Source organism: Agromyces sp. NPDC058126, assembly GCF_042884595.1.
Lineage (GTDB): Bacteria > Actinomycetota > Actinomycetes > Actinomycetales > Microbacteriaceae > Agromyces.
The window spans coordinates 495990-512567 of record NZ_JBHVTS010000001.1; the positions used below are offsets into that span (position 1 = coordinate 495990).

Consider the following 16578-nt stretch of genomic DNA (forward strand, 5'->3'; position numbering starts at 1 on the left):
GCATGGACCGTGTCGTCGTGGATGCCGCCGAAGCACTCGCCGAGGCGGCGGAGCTGCGCTCGGGCGTCGTCACCCGCGAGGCGGCCGAGCACGAGGTCGACGCGGTGCTCGAGCGCTTCGAGGCCACGTGGGGCGAGGGGCGCGGGCCCGACCACGCGATGATCCGCGCGCTCCTGCACGCCGGCGGCACGGTGCTCGTCGCGGTCGTCGACGACGAGGGCGGGGTGGATGCCTCGGCGACGCCGCCGTTCGCGACGCCCGGAGCCCTGCTCGGTGCGACGCTGGGGTTCCTCGGCTGGAACGAGGGTCTCCACCTGCACTCGCACATGAACGCCGTCGCGCCGGCGGCCCGCGGGCACGGCATCGGCCTGGCGTTGAAGCTCCGCCAGCGGGCGATCGCGCTCGCGCACGGCGTCGACGAGATCCGGTGGACGTTCGACCCGCTCATCCGCCGCAACGCGCGAATGAACCTCGTGCGGCTCGGCGCCGAGGTCGCCGCGTACCTGCCCGAGTTCTACGGGGTGATCGGCGACGAGATCACGGGCGCCGACCGCAGCGACCGCTTCGAGGTGCGCTGGCGGCTCGCCGCGCCGCGCGTCGACCGGGCGCTCGGGGGCGAACCCGCACCCCACTGGTCGGGCGAGGAGGGCTTCGCCCTCGTCGCCGACTTCGAGTCCCTCCGTCGTGACGACCCCGACGAGGCCGCACGGCTGCGCGCCGCGTCGGCCGCCGCCTTCACCGCGATGGCCAGGCAGGGGCTCCGCCCCGAGCTCGACGAGCACGGCGACTACGTCTTCACCGACGACGACCCCGACCTTGACGCCCGCCCCGGACAGGAGACGAGATGAGCACGACCCCGAATCGCATCGACGCGATCGAACTGCACCGCATCGAGGTGCCCCTGGTTCGCCCCTTCGAGACGAGCTTCGGGCGCGAGACGGTGCGCGAGGCCCTGCTCGTGCACGTGCGCACCGACGCGGGCGAGGGCTGGGGCGAGTGCGTCGCCGGACGCGACCCGTTCTACTCGGCGGAGTACGTCGACGGCGCGGCATCCGTGATCGAACGCTACCTGGGCCCGGCGCTGCTCGAGGCGAAGCCGACCGGCGGCGCGACTGGCGAGGAGGGGCCGGGCCGTCGCGGGGCCTCGCTCCCGCTCGCCCACTCGGTCGCCGGGACCCTCGGCTTCGTGGCGGGGCACCGGATGGCGAAGGGCGCGCTGGAGGCGGCGGTGCTCGACGCCGAGCTGCGGGCGCAGGGCCGCTCGATGGGCGAGGCGTTCGGTGCCGTGCGCGACTGGGTCGACTGCGGCGTCTCGGTCGGCATCGCGCCCACTCTCGAGGAACTGCTCGACGAGGTCACGGGCTACCTCGAGGCGGGGTACCGGCGCATCAAGCTGAAGATCAAGCCCGGTTGGGACGTGGTGCCGGTCGGGGCCGTGCGCGAGCTCATGGGCCGCGCGGGGCTGCTGCAGGTCGACGCGAACACCGCGTACACCGTCGACGACATTCCGCTGCTGGCGAGTCTCGACGCCTTCGAACTGCTGCTCATCGAGCAGCCGTTCGCCGAGGAGGACCTCGTGAGCCATGTGCGCCTCGCCGCCGCGAGCGAGACGCCCGTGTGCCTCGACGAGTCGATCCTCGACGCCGCCACCGCGGTCGACGCGATCGACCGCGGCGCCACGAGCGTCGTGAACATCAAGCCGGGGCGCATGGGCGGCTACCTCGAGGCACTGCGGGTGCACGACGCCTGCCGCGAGCTCGACGTGCCGGTCTGGTGCGGGGGCATGCTCGAGACCGGCCTCGGCCGCGCGGCGAACGTCGCGCTCGCCGCGCTGCCCGGGTTCCTGCTGCCCGGCGACACCTCCGCGTCGGACCGCTACTACGCCGACGACCTCACCGAGCCCTTCGTGCTCGGCACGGGCGAGCACCGCGGGCAGCTGAAGGTGCCGGATGCCCCGGGCACGGGCGTCGACGTGCGCGTCGACCTCGTGCGCGACTGGGCGTCGCGGGCGGCGGTGGCGATCACCCGCTGAGCCGGGCGGCGTTCAGTCGAGGAGGCCCAGCGCCAGCTCGCCGATCCGGGCGACCCCGTCGGCGTGCGCGGGGTCGTCGTCGAGCACGAACCACGTCGACGACAGGGCGCACCAGGCGACGAGCCACTGCGCGAAGCGGTCGGAGTCGAGGGGGGCGCCGGCCCGCGCCGTCGCATCGAGCACGACGCCGAACTGCCGTTCGAGTCGGCCCGGGGCGAGCGCGCGCTCGTGCGAGGGGTTGCACAGCAGGTTGCAGAAGTCGAACGCGCTCTCGCCGACGAGCCCCTTCGGATCGATGGCGAGCCAGCCGCGCTCGCCGAAGTCGAGCACGTTGCCGTGGTGCACGTCGCCGTGCAGCACCCGCTCGTCGCGGGGCGCCGCGAGCAGTCCGTCCGCGAGCTCGGCTCCGCGGCGGTGCAGCGGCTCGAGGTCGTCGGCGTGCGCGAACAGCTCACGGAACCAGGTCGTGAGGGGCACGAGCGGCGCGCCGCCGGCATCGGACGGCACGACCAGCTCGCCCGAGGTGGACGGGTCGGTGCCGTCGAGGTCGGCGGGGTCGACGTGCAACTGCGCCGCCGTGGCGCAGAGCACGCGCGTGGCCTCGTCGTCGTGTCCGGCGAGGACCATCCGCACGAGGTCGTTCGGCCCGGTCGCACGTTCGATGAGCACCGCGGCGCCCTCGCGTCGGAGGACCCGTGCCACGCCGCGCCCAGCGAGTCGCTCGAGCAGTTCGCCGCCGCGTTCCTCCTCGTCGAGGTGGGCGAGCTTCAGCATCGCCGGCACGCCCTCGGCGGTGCGCACCGGGATCAGCGTGCTCGACGCGGTCGTGCGGGCGTCGCCCTCGGGGCGGAGGCGCCAGCGGTGCAGCCACTCGACGTCGGCATGGTGTCCGGGGTCGACAGGGCCGAGGTCGCTCACGAGGTGGAACCCGGGAACGAGAGCGTGCCGTTCTCGTCGCGGTACCTCGCCCACGGGTCGTAGTCGACCTCGAGCGGCTCCTGCGGGGGACGGTCGGCCTCGGGCACGTGCTGCAGGTTCACGCGGATGCGGTACCAGAGCGAGGAGCTGCCGCGCATGCCGTCGACGAGCACGTCGGCCGGCTCGAGGCGCGCGACGACGTCGGCATGTCTCGCATTCCACCGTTCGAGCCCCTCGAGCGCCTCCTCCTTGGTCTTCGCGCGCGCGATCTCGATGAGCGGCATCGTCGACCGACGACGTCCCGACCCGTCGGAGCCGCGCAGCGGCTTCTCGGCCGGACCGAGCTCCTCGGCGAGCTGCAGCAGGCCGTCGAGCCGCCCGACGGCGTCATCGATGCCGGCCGCCGGATCCCCGCGCTCGGCGAAGCGTTCGAGCACGGTCGCGACCGTGAAGCGCTCGGGGTGGCTGTCCGCGACCTCCGACCAGTCGAGCGGCGTCGAGACCCGGGCGTCGGGCAGCGCCCTGACCGAGTACGCCGAGGCGACCGTGCGGTCCTTCGCGTTCTGGTTGAAGTCGACGAACACGCTCTCGCCGCGCTCCTCCTTCCACCAGCGCGCCGAGGCGAGCCCCGGCGCCCGCGACTCCACCTCCCGGGCGAGCGTCTCGGCGGCGAGGCGGACCTCGGCGAAGCTCCATTCGGGTGCGATGCGCACCGAGATGTGGATGCCACGCGAGCCCGAGGTCTTCGGCCAGCCGACGAGCCCGTGGTCGCTCAGCACCTCGCGGGCGACGAAGGCGACGTCGACGATCTGCGACCAGTCGACGCCCGGCATCGGGTCGAGGTCGACCCGCAGCTCATCGGGATGGTCGAGGTCGTCGGCCCTGACGGGGTGCGGGTTGAGGTCGATGCAGCCGAGGTTCACGACCCACGCCAGCGCCGCGGCGTCGGTCACCACGACCTCTTCGGCCGAGTTCCCGGAGGCGTAGTGGAGCGTCGCGGTCTCGATCCAGTCGGGACGCTTCTCGGGGGCCCGCTTCTGGAAGAAGGCCTCCTGGTCGATGCCCTTCACGAAGCGCTTCAGCACCATCGGCCGCCCGGCGACCCCGCGCAGCGCCCCGTCGGCGACCGCGAGGTAGTACCGCACGAGGTCGAGCTTCGTGAGGCCGGGTTCGGGGAAGACGAGCTTGTCGGGGTGCGAGATCCGCACCTCGCGACCCCCCACGTCGATGACCTCTGCCGCACGCGCTGCCGGGCTCATCCCCTCACCCTAGGGCGGCCCGCACGCGCGGGGAACCCCGTCGAGCGCCGCATCGCCACCATGGACTCCTCCTCCCCGGACGCGTCCCTGCTCGGACGGCCGACCTGACAGACGCCCTTCGGAGCCATCGGCGCCGCAGCTGGGGAGAGTTCCGTTGTCGAACATTCGGTACTTCGGTACTTCGGTACCGACTTCGCGAAGGGAACCTGGGCACGAGGGCGCAGGAGTGCGAGGGCGCGGGAGCGCGAGGGCGCGAGGGGGCGAGGGCGCGAAGGTGCGAGGGCGCGGGAGCACGGGGAGTGGAGCTGCGGAGGCATGGAGGCGCCGAGCCGCCCACACGGCCGAAGCCGGCGCGATGGGGACCGAGGAAGACCAATCGGATTGGAGTTCATGGGTGACGGAGAAGCCGGTGAAGGTGGACGGCCCGACGAACGCACTGATCGACGAGTTCGCGTATTTCCTCGGCACGACGAAGAAGGTCGTCGTCCGCGAGGCGATGCTCGAGTTCGCCGCGGCGAGGCGGTCGGGCGGGCACAGCGAGGAGCGCAGGCGCTTCGCGGACCTTCCGCTCGACGAGCGCCTCGGCCTCCGGCGGAGCGAACTGCTGCGCGTGTTCGAGGCGAACGGGGCGACGAACGTGCGCGTGCTCGACGACGAGTACCGTGAGCACCCTGACGCGCTCGCCCTGCTCGTCGAGACCGATATCGCGATGGGCTCTGCGGCCGCGCCGCTGCTCGCCGATCTCGCTCGACGGCTGCTCGACGCGCCCGTCGAGGTCGTCTCGGCGACGGCGTTGAGCCTGTTCAACCCGACCGGGCTGCGGCGCGCGATCTCCGATTCCCGTCCGCTGTGATCGGGGCGCTCCCGGGTGCGTCAGTAGGATCGGCACATGGCCGAGGACGACGCGGTGAAGCAGGCACAGGAGGCGGCCGCTGCGGCAGCCGCGGCGGCGAAGGCGCTGCAGGCGCAGGCGGAGGCCGCGATCAAGGCCGCCGAGGAGGCCGCGGCGCTCGCGCAGGCGGCGGCCGCGGCGGCGTCGGCGCATGCCGCGGCGGCAGAGCCCGCGGCTGCACCTGCAGAACCCGCGGCCGAGCCCGCTGCCGCTGCCGCGGCCGAACCCGAGCCCGAGGTGGCCGCGGTCCCGGTGACGGCGGCGTCCGACGCACCCGCCGGCGCCGAGGCATCCGGACCGCTCGATCAGGCCGCGATCGACGCCGTGCGCGCGGGCTATGCGTTCGAGGGCCCAGCGCTCGAGATGGGCGCGCTCGTCAACGGCGAGGCGATGCCGGATGTCCCGGTGCGGATCCCGCTCGCGATGACGAACCGGCACGGGCTCGTCGCCGGCGCCACCGGCACTGGAAAGACGCGCACGCTGCAGGTGCTCGCCGAGCAGCTCGCCGCGAACGGGGTCGCCGTGTTCGCCGCCGACATCAAGGGCGACCTCTCGGGGGTCGCGACGCCGGGCGAGGGCAACGAGAAGCTGCTGAAGCGCACCGAGGGGATCGGACAGGCGTGGAGCGCCGCGAGCTTCCCGACCGAGTTCTTCTCGCTCGGCGGCGTCGGGAGAGGAGTGCCCATCCGCGCGACGATCTCGGGCTTCGGGCCGCTGCTGCTCTCGAAGGTGCTCGGACTCAACGACACGCAGGAGTCGAGCCTCGGGCTCGTCTTCCACTACGCCAACGCGAACGGGCTCGCGCTCCTCGACCTCGACGACCTGCGCGCCGTGCTCGCCTACCTCGTGAGCGACGACGGCAAGGCCGAGCTCGACGGCCTCGGCGGCCTGTCGAAGGCGACCGTCGGCGTGATCCTCCGTGAACTCATCACCTTCGCCGACCAGGGCGCCGACGTGTTCTTCGGCGAACCCGAGATCGACACCGCGGAGTTCCTGCGCACGGCCGCCGACGGGCGCGGCGTCATCAGCCTGCTCGAGGTGCCCGGCGTCGCCGACAAGCCCGCGCTGTACTCGACGTTCCTGATGTGGCTGCTCGCCGACCTCTACGCGGGCCTCCCCGAGGTCGGCGACCTCGACAAGCCCAAGCTGGTCTTCTTCTTCGACGAGGCGCACCTGCTGTTCGCCGGCGCCTCCAAGGACTTCCTCGCGCAGGTCGTGCAGACCGTGCGGCTCATCCGTTCGAAGGGCGTCGGCGTCTTCTTCGTCACCCAGACCCCGAAGGACGTGCCGGGCGATGTGCTCGCCCAACTCGGCTCGCGCGTGCAGCACCAGCTGCGCGCCTTCACGCCCGATGACGCGAAGGCCCTCAGGGCGACCGTCTCGACCTACCCGAAGTCGGGGTACGACCTCGAGGAGACGCTCACCGTGCTCGGCACGGGCGAGGCCGTCGTCACCGTGATGAACGAGAAGGGCGCCCCGTCGCCCGTCGCCTGGACGAGGCTGCGCGCGCCCCAGGCCTCGATGTCGCCGAGCGCCGACGCCGCGATCGACGCCGCCGTCGCGGCATCCCCGCTCATGGCCAAGTACGGCACCGCCATCGACCGCGAATCGGCCCACGAGCTGCTCACGAAGCGCATGGCCGACGCGGCGGCCGCCGCCGACGCCGCCGAGGCGGCGGAGGCGAAGGCGAAGGCCGACGCCGAGTACGCGAAGATGCAGGCGAAGATCCAGGCCGACGCGGCGAAGGCCGACAAGAAGGCGCAGGCCGAGTACGACCGACTGCTGAAGAAGACCTCCGGCTCCTCTCGCTCGGGCGGATCGCGGTCGCGCTCGCCGCAGCGCTCGACGCTCGACCAGGTGCTCGGCTCCAAGACCACGCAGAAGGTCATCACCCAGGTGCTCACCGGGCTCTTCGGCATGGCCAAGCGCCGCTGAGACCGCGACACGGCCGGTCGAGCATCCGAGCGTCTCGGGACTCCCGAGAGATCGGGGAGGATTGACAGGTGTTCGAGATCCGCCCCTACCGCCCCGACGACCGCGAGGACGTCGCGCTGGTCTGCCTGCGCACCGCGGCGGCCGGCGGCGACGCGACGGGGGTCTACTCCGACGACACGCTCATGCCCGAGGTGTTCGCCCTGCCGTACGTCGAGTACGCGCCCGAGCTCGCGTTCGTCGTGGCCGACACCGACACCGGGCGGGCGCTCGGTTACGTGATGGCGATCGCCGACACCGCCGACTTCGTCGAGTGGTGGCGGCGCGAGTGGGCACCCGGCTTCGCGGCGAGGCATCCGGCCGCCGGTGAACCCACCTCGCACGCACCCGACTTCACCGAGGCCGAGCTCATCGACGCCGGCCTCCACCCCGAGCGCATGCTCGTGCCCGAGCTCGCCGAGTACCCCGCGCACCTGCACATCGACCTGCTGCCGGCGCTGCAGGGCCAGGGCTTCGGGCGCCGCCTCATCGAGCGGGTGCGGGCCGAGCTCGCCGCGCGGGGAGTGCCCGCGCTGCATCTCGGCCTCGCCGCCGCGAACACGGGGGCGCGGGCGTTCTACGACCGGCTCGGATTCCACGAACTGCCCTCGAGCACCCCGCAGGCGCCGCGCCTCGGCATCGCGACGAACTGAGCGGTCACGCGGGCCGCCGCGTCGGCGACCGCGGCGCTCGAGGTCAGCCGAGGACGGGAAGCACCGCCTCGCAGAAGTCGTCGTTCCGTCCGGTGCTGCCCTTCACCTGGCCGAGGTCCCCGAGGAAGACGTCGTCGCTCGGGTCGGCCACCGTGCCGGCGTGGTCGATCAGGATCTCGTACCGGACCTGCCCCGGGTTGCGGGCGATCGCCTTGCCGTCGGGGCCGAAGACGGTGGCGTTGCCCGTCGCGAGAACGAGGATCGTCAGCGTGCCGTCGCCGTTGTCGGTGACATGGAGGTCCTTCTCGACGAGGTTCACGTTCTCGGTCACGAAGTCACCGTCGGCGTTGGTGTATTTCGCTTCGGATGAGACGACCACGCTGAAGTACGGAGAGGTGCCCGGCTTGCGGGAGTTGATCATGAACTTGCCTTCCGCGGTCGCCTCGCGGTCGATCGTGAGGCCGGGCACGTCGCAGAAGTCGTCGATCGTCTCGAAGAACTCCTCGGAGAACGTGGTGTGTTCGAGCGGTCGGGCGTCGGCCGGGGCCGCCACCAGCGCGGTCGCGGCGAGTCCGACCACGAATCCGGTGGCGAGGAGCCGGCGCGCGTCGGAGCGCCGGGAGGATGCAGACATGATTCCCTCGATTCCGTCAGGCGACGCTGCCCGCACGGTGCATCGCCGCGCTCGCATCCTCCCGTGGTTCGAGGGCGGCGGCGACCCCAGTTGAGGGGGTCGGCACGGGTCGGGGACGGGTGTCGAGTGCGCAGCTCCCGCGGGGTCAGCCGAGGAGCGAGCGCCGCTCGAACCAGTAGAGCAGCGTCGGATCGCTCGCGCGCAGCTCGGCGAGCGTCACCGGTTCGACCCGCGTCGTCTCGTCGACCTCGAGCATCTTGGCGACGAGATTCATGGTGCGCTCGTCCCAGAAGCGGCCGCGCATGCGGAACCGTCCGCGCCCGCCGCGGCAGACGACGAACAGCTCCTCGGTCGTGTCGAGACTGTTCGGGCGATAGAGCTCCAGGCGGAGGACGCGGGCGACGTCCCGCGCCGCGACGACCGTCGTGACGCCGAAGAATCCGCGCTCGACGATCCCGTACTTGCTCACCGACACCCGGGCGCGCCGATACGCGACCCACGCGAGCCCGATGAGCACGCCGAGCACCGAGGCCGTCGCGGCGACGATCGGCCACGCGGTCGGCTGGTCGAGCAACCACAGCTCGGCCGCGAGCAGCGGCACGACGAGCGCGGTGAGCGCGAGACCGTAGTTCCACCCGAGAGTGCGACGAGGCCTCAGGGTGATCACCCTGAGGCCGTCGCCCCCTGCTGCCGCTGCGCTGGTGGAGGAGCCCCCTGCGTCCCCACTCCTCGCTTCCACCTGTGCTGCTGACATCACACACATGATGCGCCTGTTCGGCGGGATGGCGCTATTCCGCATTAATGAGGACACGGGTCGGAACGACCGCGAAACAGGGGGGATTCCGCGCGGCGAAAAGGGCCGGCGAGCGGGGAGAGTTGGAAGGGCGCGCCGGTGTCGTGGGGTCAACAAGGTCGCCGTCGTCTTCGTCGACACCTCGGGCCCTCACGACCCGGCTCAGGACAGCATAGGCGCTTCCGACGACGACGCAATACGCCCTGGGGCGGAGATGGGATGCCGCCTGGGACGTCGGCTCGGCCCCCCGACGCCGACGGGGTCGCGTTGCCCGAGACCGCCGAGGCGGGCATCGTCTGCGTCCTCGACGACCTCGCGATCATCCTCGACGGATCGGATCGCGTCGTCTGGGTGCGGAACGTCCGGTTCGAGTCCGAGCGGATTTCAGGAAGGCCGGGTCGAGCAGGCGATCGACGCGCTCCATCGGTACTTCACCGAAGAGCCGCGACTGCTCCCGGTGCAGATCTCCGAGCCCGAGGTGTCGTCCTAGCCGATCGGGTCACGCAGCAGATCGGCGAACGCCGCCTCCGCTGCGCCGATCAGCAGGCGGTCCTCGCCGAGCGCGGCGACGCGGATCTCGAGCGTCTCGCCGGCCGCCGGCATCGTCTGCGCGACGACCGCGTCGTGCAGTGCACCGGGGTCGCTCGCCGCGACCGTGGCGAGGAAGCCGCCGAGGATGACGAGCGACGGGTTCAGGACGTTGACCGCGTTGGCGAGTGCGGTCGCGAGGATGCGTCGTTGACGCGCCAGTTCGGCCGCGACTTCGGCGTCGTCGCTCGCGGCGAGTGCGGCGGCCAGCGTCGGCTCGTCGGCGTGAACGATGCCGGCGACCGCGAGGAGCCGCGCCCGACTCACCTCCGCCTCGAGGACCCCGGCCGGGGCGGTGCGATCCTCGGGGTCGGCGATCCCGGGGCGGTTCCAGCCGAACTCCCCGGCGTATCCGCCCGCGCCGCCGACCGGCAGGCCGTTCACGATCAGTCCGCCGCCGATGCCGCTCGCTCCGCCGTTCAGGTAGACGATGTCATCGACGCCGCGCCCGACGCCGAAGAGATGCTCGGCGGTGACGCCGAAGGTGGCATCGTTGCCGACGACGGCCGGCAGGCCCGTCGCCTGCGCGACGAGGGCCGGAAGCGGGACGTCGCGCCAGTCCAGGTGCGGGGCGAGTCGCACCATCCCGTCGGCCGCCCGCACGAGGCCCGGCACGGCGAGTCCGATCGCAGCGATCCGCGCGCCGGAGAGTACGGTCGCACGCCACCGGCCGATGGTGTCGGCGACGATCGAGGCCGTCTCATCCGGCGTGACGATGCGATCGCGCTCGATCCGCTCGCGGGCCGCGATGCGTCCGTCGAGCCCGACGGCGGCGATCGTGACCGCGTCGAGCTCGGGGTTGACCGCGATCGCGACGACATCGGGGGAGGGGGCGACGACCGGCGACGGTCGACCGACGCGGTTGGTCGGATCGGGTGCCCGCTCGACCGCCAGGCCGAGGTCGACGAGCTCGGCGGCCAGCGCGGCGACGGTCGAGCGGTTGAGGCCCGTCATCGCAGTGAGCCGGGCGCGCGAGAGCGGACCCTCGAGGTGCACGAGAGTGAGGAGTTTCGAGAGGTTTCGACGATGGACGCCGTCGAAGGTTCCGCTCCGTTCGATCACCCGTTCACTCTAGGCGGGGCGGCGAGGGCGGAGCGTCGCACACTCCGAATTTGTTGCGCTTGACTCGATATCCAGCCCGACGTATATTCAAGGCGTCCCAAATCACTTTCGGCACGAAGCCCGAAAATTTCGAGAGGTTCAAAGATGAACAGACGCAGCACCAAGCTCGTCGCACTCGGGGCGACCGTCGGACTCGCGGCGCTCGCGCTCGCGGGCTGCGCGCCCGCGGGAGCAGGAGACGGCGATTCCGGTGACGACACCACCATCACGTGGTGGCACAACGGCACCGGTGAGCCGCTGAAGTCCTTCTGGGAAGACGTCGCAGGCGAGTTCGAAGACGAGCACCCGGGCGTCACGGTCAAGGTCGAGGCCTTCCAGAACGAAGACCTCCAGCGGACCCTCATTCCCAACGCGCTCCAGGCCGGCGGCGACGCCGCGCCCGACCTCTTCATGGTCTGGGCGGAGGGCGAGATCGCGGCGCAGGTCGAGGCCGGCTACCTCAAGGACCTCAGCGGACTGACCGAGGTCGTCGAGAGCGTGGGTGCCTCGGGCACCGGTTGGAACGTCGACGGCAAGCAGTACGGCATCCCGTTCCGCTTCGGCATCGAGGGCATCTGGTACAACTCCGACGCGTTCGAGAAGGCGGGCATCACGGAGGTGCCGACCACCTTCACCGAGTACGGCGAGGCCATCGACAAGCTCGCCGCCTCTGGGGTCTCCCCGGTCGGCGTCGGAGCCGCCGACGGTTGGCCGGCGGCGCACTGGTGGTATCAGTTCGCGATCAAGACCTGCTCGCCCGAATCGCTCGAGAAGGCGGCGGACACCCTCGATTTCAGCGATCCCTGCTTCGTCGAGGCGGGTGAGAACCTGAAGGCCTGGATGGACGAGTTCGACGGCGATCTGCCGTTCCAGTCGAACCCGACCAGCACCCCGGCGCAGAGCGTGCCGAACAGCTCGGCCGGCCTGCTCGCCTCGCAGGCGACCGCCATGGAGCTCATGGGCACCTGGCACCGCGGCGAGGTCGCGAAGCTCGTTCCCGGTGCACCTGCCGAGAACCCGCCCGCGCCCGAGTGGCTCGCCTGGATGCCCGTGCCCGACATCGAGGGCGCGTCCGGCGCACCCGGTGCCGCGCTCGGTTCCGGGGACGCGTGGGGTGTCTACGCCGACGCGCCCGATGAGACGCTCGAGCTGCTCGAGTACGTCATGAGCGAAGACGTGCAGACCCGCTTCGCGGCGACGGGCGAGATCCCGACGGTGGCGGGCGCGGAGGCCGGCATCACCGACCCCGTGCTCAAGCAGATCGCCGAGGGCACCGTGAACGCCGCGCTCGTCGTGACGTGGCTCGACACCCAGTACGGCCCGGTCATCGGCCAGGCGATGAACGACGCCATCGTGGCGCTGATGTTCGGCGACGGAACGCCCGAGTCGGTTCCCGAGGCGATGAACGCAGCGGCGGCCACGCTCTAGCATGACCGCACTCGACACGGCCGGGCCCGCGGTGACCGCGGGCCCGGCCCCCATACGCAGCACGAAGCGATCCGCGCGGCGCAACACGCGCAAGTGGGGCGAGATCTCCCTGTTCGCCGGCCCCGCCGTCGTCGTCTACGTGCTCTTCGTCCTCCTGCCCGTCGCGCTCGCGGCGTACTACAGCTTCTTCAACTGGAACGGCCTCGGCCCGCTCGATCGCTTCATCGGCCTCGACAACTACGCCCGACTGCTGGCGGATCCCGTGTTCCACCGCTCGGTCGCCAACAACTTCTTCATCATCGTGATGTCGCTGGTCGTCCAGGGCCCGCTCGCCATCCTCGTCGCGCTGCTCATGAACCGACCCCTCCGGTTCCGCGGACTGCTGCGCGCCCTCATCTTCGTGCCGTACGTGCTCAGCGAGGTCACGGCAGGCCTCGCCTGGCAGATCCTGTTGCAGTCGGTGCCGCCGATGCGGTGGGGTCCGGTCGACACGCTCCTCCGATCGATCGGAATCGAGAACCCTCCCGCCTGGCTGGCCGACCCCGACGTCGTCATGTGGACCATGTTCGCCATCCTCACGTGGAAGTACCTGGGCCTCGCCATCATCCTGATGCTCGCCGGGCTCTCGGGCGTACCGGAAGAGCTCTACGAAGCCGCCGCACTCGACGGCGCCGGCTGGTGGAAGACGCAGTGGTACATCACCGTCCCGCTGCTCGGGCCGACCATCCGCATCTGGGCGTTCCTCTCGATCATCGGAGCATTGCAGCTCTTCGACATGGTGTGGATCGTGACCGGAGGCGGGCCGCTCAACGCCTCGTCGACGATGGCGGTCTACATGGTCAAGAACGGCCTGAACGTCACCCAGATCGGCTACGGCAGCGCCGTCGCCGTCGTCCTGTTCCTCATCTCCCTCGTCATCGCCCTCGTGTACCAGCGCTTCGCGCTGCGCCGCGATCTCGCTGGAGCCATCACCGTAGGGGTGCGCTGATGACCGCCACGACCGCCATCACCGTCGGAGACGCGACCTACGTCCCGAAGCGACGAGCCGGCCAGCGCTTCGACTGGGGTCAGCCGGTCGTCTACCTCGTCGCGCTGGCCGTCGCCGCGCTCGCGGTGGGCCCCGTGCTGTACGTCTTCATCTCGGGCTTCCGCACGAACCCCGACTTCTTCGCGAACCCGGCGGGCATGCCCGACCCGTGGACGACGGACAACTACGTGCGAGTGCTGACCGACCCCACCTTCTGGAACCAGGTGACCGCGAGCACGGTGACCGCGCTCGGCACGACCCTCGGGGTCATGCTGCTCGGCGTCATGGCCGCGTTCGGGATCGCCCGCTACGACTTCAGGGGGCGCGAGTTCCTCTACGCCATGTTCACCACGGGCCTGCTGTTCCCGCTCACGATCTCGATCCTCCCCCTGACCGTGCTGCTGCGGCAGATGAACCTCTTCGGCACCTGGTGGGGGCTCATCGTCCCCCAGGTGGCGTTCGCCCTGCCGACGACGATCATCATCCTCGTCCCGTTCCTGCGAGCGATCCCCGGCGAGCTCGAGGACGCCGCGATGGTCGACGGCACGAGCCGAGTCGGCTTCTTCTGGCGCATCATGCTACCCCTCTCGATGCCGGCGCTCATGACCGTGGGCGTGCTCGCGTTCGTCGGCAGCTGGAACGCCTATCTGCTGCCCCTGTTCGTGCTGCAGGCAGGAGGCGCAGGGGTCGACAGCTACACGCTCCCGCTCGGCGTGCAGTTCTTCTCGACCGCCTACGGTCAGGACACCACGGGCGTGCTCTCCTACACGGCGCTCGCGATGCTCCCCGCGATCCTGTTCTTCACACTCGCCGAGAAGCGCATCGTCGGCGGACTCCAGGGAGCGGTGAAGGGATGACCATGGACCACGCCCGCCCTTGGCAGGACTCCACGCTGCCGTCCGCCGAGCGGATCGCATCGCTGATCGCGGCGCTCAGCCTCGAGGAGAAGATCGCACAGCTGTACGGCGTCTGGGTCGGGGCCTCCGCCGACGGCACCGACGTCGCCCCGAACCAGCACGAGATGATCGGTGACGTCGACCTCGACGCGCTGATCCCGAAGGGCCTCGGCCAGCTCACCCGGCCGTTCGGAACCGCACCGGTCGACCCCGGCGTCGGGGCGCTCTCGCTGGCCCGCACCCAGCGTCGCATCGTCGCCGAGAGCCGGCTCGGCATTCCCGCGCTGGCCCACGAGGAGTGCCTCGCCGGCTTCGCCGCATGGGGAGCGACCGCGTACCCGGTTCCGCTCAGCTGGGCGGCCACGTTCGATCCGGAGCTGATCGCGCGGATGTCACGGCGCATCGGCGAGGACCTGCGACGAGTCGGCATCCACCAGGGGCTCGCGCCGGTGCTCGACGTGGTGCGGGACGCCCGCTGGGGTCGGGTCGAGGAGACGATGGGCGAGGACCCGTATCTCGTCGGCACCGTGGGTGCCGCGTACGTGCGCGGGCTCGAGTCGGCCGGCGTCGTCGCGACGCTCAAGCACTTCGTGGGCTACTCGGCGTCGAAGGCCGGTCGCAACCTCGCGCCGGTCTCGGTCGGTCGGCGCGAGCTCGCCGACGTCCTCCTGCCTCCGTTCGAGATGGTGTTGCGCGAGGCGGCTCCGCGCAGCGTGATGAACGCGTACACCGACCTCGACGGCGTGCCGACGGCCGCCGACGCCGCCCTGCTCACCGAGCTCCTGCGCGGAGTGTGGGGCTTCGAAGGCACGGTCGTCGCCGACTACTTCTCCATCGCCTTCCTGCAGACGCTGCACGGCACCGCGGGGTCGCTCGCCGATGCCGCCGCCGCGGCGCTCGAGGCCGGCATCGACGTCGAACTGCCGACGGTGCACGCGTTCGGAGCCCCCCTCCGCGAGGCCATCGCCGACGGACGTCTCGACATCGCCGTGGTCGATCGAGCACTGCGTCGCGTGCTCGCGCAGAAGCTCGAGCTGGGCCTGCTCGATGCCGACTGGGACGCGACGCCCGAGTCGCTGCGCGACCTCGCCGACGACCTCGACGCGGTGCGGGGCGCGATCGATCTCGACCCGCCGGCCAACCGTGCACTCGCCGCAGAGATCGCCGAACGCGCGATCGTGCTGCTGCACAACGACGGCACGCTGCCCCTGGGGTCTGGGGCTGCCGCACCGCCGCGCATCGCCGTGATCGGGCCGAACGCCGACGACCGGTTCGCTGTGCTCGGCTGCTACTCGTTCCCCGCGCACGTCGGTGTGCATCACCCGGCTTCGGGCGATGGGATCGCGCTGCCGACGCTCGTCGAGTCGCTGCAGGCCGAGTTCCCCGATGCCGCGATCAGCCACGTGCTCGGCACGTCCGTCGACGGCGGCGAGACCGAGGGCATCGCCGAAGCCGTGGCTGCCGCATCCGCGGCCGATGTCGTGGTGCTCGCCCTCGGCGACCGCGCCGGTCTCTTCGGCCGGGGGACCAGCGGCGAAGGCTGCGACGCCGAGTCGCTCGCGCTCCCCGGCGCGCAGGGCGCACTGCTCGAGGCGGTGCTCGACGCCGGCACGCCGACCGTTGTGACCCTGCTGGCGGGTCGGCCGTACACGCTCGGCACCGCACCCGAGCGCGCCGCGGGCATCCTCGAGGCGTTCTTCGCCGGCGAGGAGGGCACCCGCGCGCTCGCAGGGATCCTCAGCGGGCGCGTGGCACCCTCTGGACGCCTGCCGGTCTCGGTGCCGGCGTCGGCGGGCGTGCACCCCTCGACCTACCTCGCCGCGCCGCTCGCGCACCGCAACGGGGTCTCGAGCATCGACCCGACCGCGAGGTACCCGTTCGGCCACGGGCTCAGCTACACGCGCTTCGAGTGGAGCGACGTTTCGGGGGAGACGTCCGCCGTGCCGACCGACGGCGAGGTCGCCGTGCGCGTGCGGATCGCGAACACGGGCGACCGCGCCGGTGCGGAGGTCGTGCAGCTGTACCTGCACGACCCGATCGCGAGCGTCGTCAGGCCCGTGCAACGGCTCATCGGCTACGCCCGCGTCGACCTCGTTCCAGGTGAGGCGGCCGACGTGCGCTTCGTGGTGCCGGCCGAGCTCTCGTCGTTCACCTCGCGCGACGGCGAGCGCATCGTCGAGCCGGGCGAGCTCGTGCTCGGCCTCGGCCGTTCGAGCGCCGAGCTGGTCGGGACGCACCGCGCAGTGCTCACCGGGGCGGTGCGTCGCGTCGACCACACCCGACGCCTCCACCCCGATGTGACCGTCGAACGGCAGCCGCAGGAGGCTTCCGTCGCCTCCTGACCCCCGGACCGCCGGTCGACGGGGTTCCCCCGCCGTCGGCCGGC

Annotated in this window: 14 protein-coding genes; 9 read left to right on the forward strand and 5 right to left on the reverse strand. The window is 71.6% G+C overall.

Annotated elements, in window-relative coordinates; all coding sequences use genetic code 11:
• The first annotated feature begins 2 nt into the window (after nt 1-2).
• Entirely contained in the window at nt 3-848 is an 846-nt protein-coding gene (locus tag ACFVTR_RS02305) for a GNAT family N-acetyltransferase (RefSeq protein ID WP_387034412.1), read from the forward strand.
• The gene (gene menC / locus ACFVTR_RS02310) at nt 845-2032 is read left to right on the forward strand and encodes an o-succinylbenzoate synthase (protein WP_387034413.1); all 1188 of its coding nucleotides are present in this window, start codon (nt 845-847) and stop codon (nt 2030-2032) included. Before ACFVTR_RS02305 ends, menC begins: the two co-directional genes overlap by 4 nt.
• Before the next feature lie 12 nt (nt 2033-2044).
• Here menC and ACFVTR_RS02315 read toward each other — a convergent pair whose 3' ends face one another.
• Together ACFVTR_RS02315 and ligD are read right to left on the reverse strand one after the other, a co-directional pair.
• Nucleotides 2045-2950, reverse strand: a complete 906-nt coding sequence (locus ACFVTR_RS02315) for an aminoglycoside phosphotransferase family protein (RefSeq protein WP_387034414.1) — start codon at nt 2948-2950, stop codon at nt 2045-2047.
• Entirely contained in the window at nt 2947-4209 is a 1263-nt protein-coding gene (gene ligD / locus ACFVTR_RS02320) for a non-homologous end-joining DNA ligase (protein ID WP_387034415.1), read from the reverse strand. The genes ACFVTR_RS02315 and ligD overlap by 4 nt, the downstream gene beginning before the upstream one ends.
• Before the next feature lie 394 nt (nt 4210-4603).
• On the opposite strand from ligD, the gene ACFVTR_RS02325 reads away from it, so the two are divergent.
• The 3 genes from ACFVTR_RS02325 to ACFVTR_RS02335 all read left to right on the forward strand — a co-directional run bounded on the left by ACFVTR_RS02325 (nt 4604) and on the right by ACFVTR_RS02335 (nt 7725).
• Nucleotides 4604-5062 carry a hypothetical protein gene (locus ACFVTR_RS02325; protein WP_387034416.1) on the forward strand — a complete coding sequence of 153 codons (459 nt, stop codon included), beginning with the start codon at nt 4604-4606 and terminating at the stop codon, nt 5060-5062.
• 36 nt (nt 5063-5098) lie between these two features.
• A complete protein-coding gene (locus ACFVTR_RS02330; protein ID WP_387034417.1) occupies nt 5099-7036 on the forward strand; it encodes a helicase HerA-like domain-containing protein in 1938 nt (645 codons plus the stop codon).
• Nucleotides 7037-7104: 68 nt separating this feature from the next.
• Complete coding sequence (locus tag ACFVTR_RS02335) at nt 7105-7725, forward strand: GNAT family N-acetyltransferase (RefSeq protein ID WP_387034418.1); 621 nt, start codon at nt 7105-7107, stop codon at nt 7723-7725.
• Nucleotides 7726-7768: 43 nt separating this feature from the next.
• On the opposite strand, the gene ACFVTR_RS02340 is transcribed toward ACFVTR_RS02335, so the two are convergent.
• From ACFVTR_RS02340 to ACFVTR_RS02350, 3 genes are all read right to left on the reverse strand, one after another.
• Nucleotides 7769-8359 (reverse strand): hypothetical protein, encoded by a 591-nt coding sequence (locus ACFVTR_RS02340; protein ID WP_387034419.1) that lies wholly within the window; start codon nt 8357-8359, stop codon nt 7769-7771.
• A gap of 145 nt (nt 8360-8504) precedes the next feature.
• Nucleotides 8505-9026 (reverse strand): hypothetical protein, encoded by a 522-nt coding sequence (locus ACFVTR_RS02345; RefSeq protein WP_387034420.1) that lies wholly within the window; start codon nt 9024-9026, stop codon nt 8505-8507.
• A gap of 612 nt (nt 9027-9638) precedes the next feature.
• Nucleotides 9639-10802 carry an ROK family protein gene (locus ACFVTR_RS02350; RefSeq protein WP_387034421.1) on the reverse strand — a complete coding sequence of 388 codons (1164 nt, stop codon included), beginning with the start codon at nt 10800-10802 and terminating at the stop codon, nt 9639-9641.
• 144 nt (nt 10803-10946) lie between these two features.
• Here ACFVTR_RS02350 and ACFVTR_RS02355 point away from each other — a divergent pair, with 144 nt between their 5' ends.
• Genes ACFVTR_RS02355 through ACFVTR_RS02370 form a run of 4 tightly spaced genes read left to right on the forward strand, consistent with a single transcriptional unit; the run spans nt 10947 to nt 16534 of the window.
• The gene (locus tag ACFVTR_RS02355; RefSeq protein ID WP_387034422.1) at nt 10947-12269 is read left to right on the forward strand and encodes an extracellular solute-binding protein; all 1323 of its coding nucleotides are present in this window, start codon (nt 10947-10949) and stop codon (nt 12267-12269) included.
• Nucleotide 12270: 1 nt separating this feature from the next.
• Nucleotides 12271-13257 (forward strand): carbohydrate ABC transporter permease, encoded by a 987-nt coding sequence (locus tag ACFVTR_RS02360; RefSeq protein ID WP_387034423.1) that lies wholly within the window; start codon nt 12271-12273, stop codon nt 13255-13257.
• Nucleotides 13257-14153: a carbohydrate ABC transporter permease gene (locus ACFVTR_RS02365; RefSeq protein ID WP_387034424.1), complete on the forward strand. Its 897-nt coding sequence runs from the start codon at nt 13257-13259 to the stop codon at nt 14151-14153. Before ACFVTR_RS02360 ends, ACFVTR_RS02365 begins: the two co-directional genes overlap by 1 nt.
• Nucleotides 14154-14155: 2 nt before the next feature.
• Nucleotides 14156-16534, forward strand: coding sequence for a beta-glucosidase (locus tag ACFVTR_RS02370; protein WP_387034425.1), 2379 nt, complete (start codon nt 14156-14158; stop codon nt 16532-16534).
• Nucleotides 16535-16578 lie beyond the last annotated feature (44 nt).